The sequence below is a fragment of the Kitasatospora sp. NPDC057500 genome (assembly GCF_042802195.1).
Lineage (GTDB): Bacteria > Actinomycetota > Actinomycetes > Streptomycetales > Streptomycetaceae > Kitasatospora.
Genome location: NZ_JBHVER010000304.1, coordinates 1 through 6,811 on the forward strand (window position 1 = coordinate 1; position 6,811 = coordinate 6,811).

The 6,811-nt window shown below is 77.0% G+C and carries 3 protein-coding genes and 1 pseudogene; 1 reads left to right on the plus strand and 3 read right to left on the minus strand.

What is annotated here, in order from left to right:
- Nucleotides 1-90 precede the first annotated feature (90 nt).
- Nucleotides 91-4,572 (minus strand): hypothetical protein, encoded by a 4,482-nt coding sequence (locus ACFU74_RS35025; protein ID WP_380764180.1) that lies wholly within the window; start codon nucleotides 4,570-4,572, stop codon nucleotides 91-93.
- Nucleotides 4,569-5,093, minus strand: a complete 525-nt coding sequence (locus tag ACFU74_RS35030) for a hypothetical protein (RefSeq protein ID WP_380764181.1) — start codon at nucleotides 5,091-5,093, stop codon at nucleotides 4,569-4,571. The genes ACFU74_RS35025 and ACFU74_RS35030 overlap by 4 nt, the downstream gene beginning before the upstream one ends.
- 232 nt (nucleotides 5,094-5,325) lie before the next feature.
- Here ACFU74_RS35030 and ACFU74_RS35035 point away from each other — a divergent pair, with 232 nt between their 5' ends.
- A complete protein-coding gene (locus ACFU74_RS35035; RefSeq protein WP_380764182.1) occupies nucleotides 5,326-6,540 on the plus strand; it encodes a DUF418 domain-containing protein in 1,215 nt (404 codons plus the stop codon).
- On the opposite strand, the pseudogene ACFU74_RS35040 reads toward ACFU74_RS35035, so the two are convergent.
- Nucleotides 6,473-6,811 (minus strand): annotated as a pseudogene (locus ACFU74_RS35040) (hypothetical protein); the annotation flags it as partial. The gene ACFU74_RS35035 and the pseudogene ACFU74_RS35040 sit on opposite strands and share 68 nt — an antisense overlap.

A 6,811-nucleotide genomic window follows, 5' to 3' on the forward strand; every position in this document is an offset into this window, starting at 1 on the left:
ACCCCAACCGTGTCTACAGCTGCTTCCGCACCACGCCCACGCACTCCGAGAATCAGCTCATACGCGGGCTAAAAAGACGAAAACGACCTCTCAGACGCAGGGGTCCGCGTAGGGCAGGTCCGAGAAGATGTTCTCCCACTCGGCCCGGGCGTAGCGGATCGTGCGGACCGCGCACAGGCCCGCGCGGAGCCGGTCGAAGTCGGACGGCACCAGGACGCTCTCACCGCCCAGCAGCGCCAGCGGGCTCGACGGCAGTCCGAGCAGCAGCGCGCCGTCGCCCGGCCGGAACCCCTCCAGGACGAGGCCGGACCGGTCGAGGCGGGTCTGCGCGATCAGCTCGGCGCTGCCGGGCGGGGCGCCGGCGGCCGGGAGCCGCCAGAGCGCGAGCGGCGCCCCGGTCGGGTCCGTCGGCGCCCAGGCGGCCAGCAGCCCGGCGCCCGGGGCGACGGCCAGTGAGGTCATCCTGCTCAGCCCGCCGGGCAGGGCGTACCGCTTGCCGGGGCTGTCCAGCCCGGCGAGGAACGGCTGCCCGAGGTCGGACAGCGCGGCGATGGTCCGGTCGCGGGCGAAGCGGGCGGTGTCGCCGAGCCGGGGACCGGCGGCGAGCCGGGTGGCCGTGCCGTCCTCGTCCGGTGTCCAGGCGGTGTTCGGCCGGTGGGAGCCCTCGCCCGCGATCACCTCGCGGCTGACGATCAGCCAGTCGTCGCCGCTGGTGTCCAGGCTCATCCGCTGTCCCCGGACCAGCGACAGCTGCCGCGGGTTCGCCGGGTCGGTGAGGTCCAGGATCCGGAACTGGGTGTTGTGGGTGACGGCCAGCCGGCGGCCGTTGGCGCCGAACAGCGTCAGCCCGGTGTCGGTGTTGGGGTACTGGTCGGTGATCTCGGCCACCTGCGCCGGGTGGTGGACCTGCTGGATGTCCCACAGGTAGACGGTCGGCGGCGTGCCGTTGTACACGGCGATCAGCGTGCTGCCCGGGCTCGCCCCGACGACCGGGCGGCCCGCGAGGGCCCCGGGGACGGAGACCCCGCCCGCCGGGCGCGCCGTTCCGTCGGTGAAGGACCAGAGCCGCAGCAGCCCGGGGCCGGCCATGCCGACCAGCACGTCGCGGCCCTGGAGGAAGCGGACCTCGCCGGCCGCCCCCGGCACCGTCCCGACGGGGACCGGCGGGCCGTCGCGGTCGATCCGCCAGATGGTGCCGGAGCGGCCCACCCCGTAGCGGCCGTCGGGGGAGAACACCGGCTCCCCCAGGTCCAGCGAGCCGGTGAGGAACTCGGGCAGGCTCTGCACCGGCGGGTTCCAGAGCGTGACGACGCCGTTCTCGTCGCCGGCGGCGACCGTGCGGCCGTCGGGCGCGTACGCGGCGGCCAGCAGACCGGAACCGCCGGGGACCTCCCGCACGGCGGGGGGCTTGTCGTCGAGCGCGGTGAGCCGAAGACGCCCCCGGTGGGACACGGTGGCCAGCACCGTGTCCCGCGCGGGGAAGGAGAGCGACGGCTGGGTCTCCTGGCCGGGCGCCGGGTCGGGCAGCGCGGCCGGCCGCGCCGGGTCGGCGGTGTCCCACAGGTGCAGCCCGCTGCCCCCGCCGCCGGCCAGCCGCCGGCCGTCCGGGCTGAAGGCGACGGCCTGCGCGGCGGCGTCGGCGGGCTCGGCGAGCAGGTCCGGGTGGGCCCGGTCCGAGACGTCGAGGATCCGCACGCGTCCGCTGGGCACCGTCAGGGCGAGCGTGCGGCCGTCCGGGTGGAAGGAGACGGAGACGACCGACTCGCCCTGGCTCCCGGATCCGGCCCGGTCGGGGGCGAGGGGGCCGGGGCGGGACAGGTCGCTCAGGTCCCACAGCCGCAGTCCGCCGACGGCCGCCACCGCGAGCGCCGTCCCGTCGGCGCTCACCGACAGGGCCGTGACCGGGCCCGCGTCGGCGGCGCTCCGGGAGGCCAGCTTCGGTCGCGAGGGATCCGTGAGGTCCCACACCGACAGGTCCGCCGGGGTGTGCACCAGCAGGTGGTTGCCGTCCGGGTGCCAGGCGAGCGCCGCGTTCCCCCGGGCCTCCAGCACCTCACCGGGCGACGGGTGGTAGCGGTCCGCGGTGTTCCAGATCCGCACGGTGTTGTCGGCGGCGGCGCTGGCCAGGGTGCGGCCGCTGCCGTTGAAGGCCAGGCCGAGCACGAACGCCGTGTGGCCGGTGAGACGGGCCTGCACCGGTTGGAGGGCGGAGGCCAGCAGCGCGCCGCGCGCCTCGGGGGTGGCGGCGGTGCGGTAGGCGGCCAGGCTCAGGTCCAGGGCCTCGCCCGGGTTCTCGGCCCGCAGCGCGTCGGCCTGCTCGGCCAGCCGCTGCGAGGCGGCGACCGCGGCCTGCCGGCGTTCCCGTTCGGTCCGCGCCCCCACCACGCGCACCACGCCCACCGTCCCGCCCGCCGTGACGGCCAGCGCGAGCGCGAAGGCCAGCGCGCGCCGCCGCCGGCGCCGCAGGCGTCCGCGGCGCTCGGTGGCCTGGCTGGTGTCCAGGAACTCCCGCTCGACGGGGGCCAGCGGCAGGCCGGGGCCCTCGGCGGGCGCCACCAGGAGGCGCTCCAACTGCTCGCCGGCCAGCAGGCCGTCGGCGCGGCGCCCGCCCGCCACCCAGGCGGCGGCGCGCTCGGCGATCTCCTGGTGGCGCAGCAGGTCCACCCGGGACTCGCGGATCCAGCGGCCCAGCAGCGGCCAGCCGCGCAGCAGCGCCTCGTGGGAGATCTGCGCCCCGTTCTCCGACCGGGTGACCAGCCGGGAGCGGTCGAGCGCCTCGATGACGTCCCGCAGCGCCCGCCGTTCCTCCGGCGGCCTGCCCTCCAGCAGCGCGGGCAGGTCGGCGGTGCGCCGCCGCGCCCCGCCGTCGGCGTCCAGGTGGACCAGGCGCAGCAGCACGTCGCGCAGCGCGGCCCGCCCCGCGGCGTCGAGGCGCTCGTGCAGCTTGTCGCCGGTGTTGGCGACCGCGTGCCAGATGCCCCGGGTGTCCTGGTAGCCGGCCAGGGTGAGGACGGCGCCGCTGCGCCGCTGCCAGGTCTCGTGCAGGGCGTGGGCGAGGAAGGGCAGGCCCTCGACCGGCTCGTGGCTGCCGCCGCCCTGCCGCAGGTCGTGCAGCAGCCGGTCGACCAGGCCGCTCTCCAGGGTCAGCCCGGCCTCCCCGGCGGGCAGTTCGACCGCCTCGCGCAGCGCTGCGCCCTTCAGCGGCTCGACCGCCAGCTGGTTGCGGTCCAGTGCGGCGGCGAGGTCGGGGTGGGCGAGCGCGTGTCCGTAGGCGTCCGCCCGCAGGGCGATCACGGTCTCGGGCCGGCCGGGGACGTCCGGGCGGCACAGCAGGTCGATGAAGCGGTCCCGCTGCCGCTCGTCCTCGCAGCGGGTGAACACCTCCTCGAACTGGTCGACCACCAGCAGCCCGCAGGGGGAGTGCCCGGGCAGCGGGGCCGGGAAGCGGCCGGCCGCGAAGGCCGTCTGCACGTCCTCGGCGGTCCGGCCGGTGAGCCGGGCCCACTGGCGGACGAGGGTGGTCATCGGCGCGGGGCCGGGGGCGGCCACCTCCAGGGCCGGCCACGGCACGTCCGCCGCGCCCCGGCCGTGCCGGTCGGCGAGGCCGGCCAGCAGACCGGCGCGCAGCAGTGACGACTTGCCGGCCCCGGAGGCGCCGACCAGCACGGTCGGCCCGGGCGCGCGCCGGTCGCAGACCATGTCGAGCAAGTGCTCGATCAGCTCGGCGCGGCCGGAGAAGTAGCGGCTCTCCTTCAGCCGGAAGGGCCGCATGCCCGGATAGGGGCAGGGCACGTTGCCGGGCGGTTCGCGCCGTCCGTCGGCGGCCGGCCGGTAGGCGCGGTTGGGCGCGATGGCGAGGGTGCCCATGTCGCCCTCGCTGTGCCCGCGCGGGCGGACCGGCTCGTGCTCGGCCTGCCGGGCGAGGACGGCGTGCAGGCCGTCCATGGTCAGCGCCGGCGCTCCCTCGGGGTCGCCCTCGGTGAGGACCCTCAGCAGCCGTCCGCTGAACCGGGTGTGCCGGGCGCCGGGCGGGGCGAAGGACTGCGCGAAGTTGTTCGCCGAGGTGAGCAGGAAGCTGCCGACCGGCCAGAGCCGGGCGAACGGGTCCCGGTCGGGGTGGCCGAAGGGGACGGCGGCCCGCCCGGAGTAGCAGCAGTCCAGCACCACGATGCTGCCGCCGCGGGCCTGGCCGAGCAGGTCGCGGACGGTGCGGTAGGCCACCGCGTGGGCGACCTCGTGCTCGGTGCGCACGTGCCAGGTGGCCAGGTAGAGCTCGTCGTTGGGGCCGAGCAGGCCGTGGCCGACGTAGTGGAGGGCGACCGCGCCGGAGGCCTTGGCGACCACCCGTTCGACGGTGGCGAGCACCTCGGTCTGGTCGGCCTCGGGGCGCACCCGGTGGATCCGGGCGGCGGGCAGCCCGCAGACCTCGCGGAGCGCGGTCTGGAGGTCGTCGAGCGTGGTGTCGACGGCGGGCAGCGGCTCCAGGCGGGAGCGCGGCCCGTGCCGGCCGGTGCCGACCAGGATCGCGTGGGCGCCGGGCAGTGCGCCCAGGCCGGGCGGGGAGCCGTTCACGGTTCCTCCGGCCGGTCGCCCGGGCGGTGGTGGGGCGGGCGGCGGTCGGGCCCGTCGGAGTCCGCGCGGTCGGCGGGCACCGGCTCGACGGGTACCTCGGGCGCCTCGGCCGCCCCGCGGGTCCCGGCCGCCCCCCGGGCCTCGGCGGCGTCCGGCTCGATCGCCTCGGCGACGGCGCGGACCAGGGCGGCCAGTTCCTCCGGGTCGAGCCGGCCGACCCGGTCGGAGGCGACGGTCACCTCGACGCCGTCGGCCCGCCGGAGGGTGACGGTCCGCCGCTCCCGTCGGCCGCGGACCCAGGCGACCACCGACCCGACGAGGACCGTGACCGCACCGCCCGGTTCCAGGACGGCGATCAGCAGATCGCTCACCGTCCCCATGGCACCCGCGACGGGCGGCCCGCTGACGGCGTGCCGCACCCGGCCGCGCAGGGCCGGCTCGTCGGCCAGCCAGCGCGCGAGCTCGTGGACGTCCGCGCCCCCGCGTGCGCCGTTCCCGACCGTGATGAAGACCTCTGCCATTGCCCCCGTCACCCCCGCCTGCTCGTCCGGACTCCCTCGCCCCGCTTCCGGCCCAGCAGGGCGCGGACCATCTTGACGGCCGCCGCCCGGCTCCGGAAGGGAGCACGGCAGCACATGGCGGGGCGCACGGCAGCACGCCCACGCCGCCGAGGACCACGGATTTGCATGATTGACTGTATAACGTTCATGCTCGATACGAGAGTTTCCATGGCGATAGTTTTGGAGGGGTTCCATGGAGCTGGAACACACCCGACCCGCGCGGCTCGCGGACGTCGACGCGCTGCGCGGCTTCGCGCTGTTCGGCGTCCTGACCGTCAACATCACCTACCTCGCCTCCGCCTACCACGGCACCGGCGTCGAGGAGCCCGGCTTCGGCTCGCCGCTCGACACCGGCGTACGGGCGGTGGTGGCGCTGCTGTTCGAGGCCAAGTTCTTCCTGCTGTTCTCGTTCCTCTTCGGCTACGGCTTCACCCTGCAGCTCGACTCCGCCGAACGGCGCGGCGCCCGCTTCACCCCGCGCTTCCTGCGCCGCCTGGCCGGCCTGTTCGCGCTCGGGGTGCTGCACGCCGTCCTGCTCTTCCCCGGCGACATCCTCACCACCTACGCGGTGCTCGGGCTCGTCCTGCTCGCCCTGCACCGGATCCGGCCGCGCACCGCGGTACGCACGGCCGTCGCCCTGTTCGCGGTCACCGCCACCGCCTACCTGCTGCTCGCCCTCGCCCTGCGCGGCGCCGACGGCGGGGACCCGGCCGCCGCCGCGGCCGACGCGCAGCGGGCCACCGAGGCGCTGCGCGGCGGGCCCGGATCGGTCATCGGGGCACACCTCGACCAGCTGCCGGACGTGCTGTTCCTGCTGGCGTTCTTCCAGGCCCCGGCGGCCCTCGGGGCCTTCCTGCTCGGCCTGGCGGCCGGCCGGCACCGGGCGCTGGCCGACCTCGCCCGCCACGACCGGACGCTGCGCCGGCTCCAGGCGGTCGGCTTCCCGCTCGGGCTGCTCGGCGCGGGCGTCTACACGTGGTCGGCGCTCACCCACCCCGGCCCCGCGGCCGAGGTGTTCGCGCTCGGGGTGGACGTGATCACCGCGCCGGTGCTGGCCGCGGCGTACGCGGCCACCGTGCTGAGGCTGGCCGGCGGACGGCACGGGCGGCGGCTGGTGGCGGTACTGGCGCCCCCCGGGCGGATGACGCTCACCAACTACCTGACGCAGTCGCTGGTCTGCGTGCTGCTGTTCACCGGCGTGGGGGCCGGGCTGATCGGGCGGGTGGCGCCGGCCGGGGTGGCGCTGATCGGCGTCGCGCTGTTCGCGGCGCAGGCCGCGGGCTGCCGCTGGTGGCTGGCCCGGCACCCGTACGGGCCGGCGGAGTGGCTGCTGCGCGCGTTCACCGCGCTGTCCTGGCCGCGGTGGCGCGGCGCGGCGTCCGGCGACCCCCGGCGCTCGCTCGGCTGAAGTCCGGCGGCCCGGTGCGGGCGTGCTTGAGCTCGAAGAACGCCGGGTGCCCGGCCGTCGGCCGGACGCCGTCGAAGGCCCGGACGGCCTCGGCCCCCCGCGGGACCGCGTTGAGCACCGGCCCGAAGGGCGCGGCGCCGTCGACGTGGAGGCTCGGGGCGCCGACGTCCTCGCCGGCCGGGTCCACGCCCGCGTGGTGGCCGCGCCGCAGCGCCTCGTCCCATTCGGTGGTGTGCGCGGCCTCCGCCGGTTCCTCTGGGAGGCCGGCCCC

What these genes read in the sequence shown, in the direction of transcription:
- ACFU74_RS35030 (WP_380764181.1), bottom strand. Translation starts at nt 5,093, where the DNA reads ATGGCAGAGGTCTTCATCACGGTCGGGAACGGCGCACGCGGGGGCGCG.
- ACFU74_RS35035 (WP_380764182.1), top strand. Translation starts at nt 5,326, where the DNA reads ATGGAGCTGGAACACACCCGACCCGCGCGGCTCGCGGACGTCGACGCG.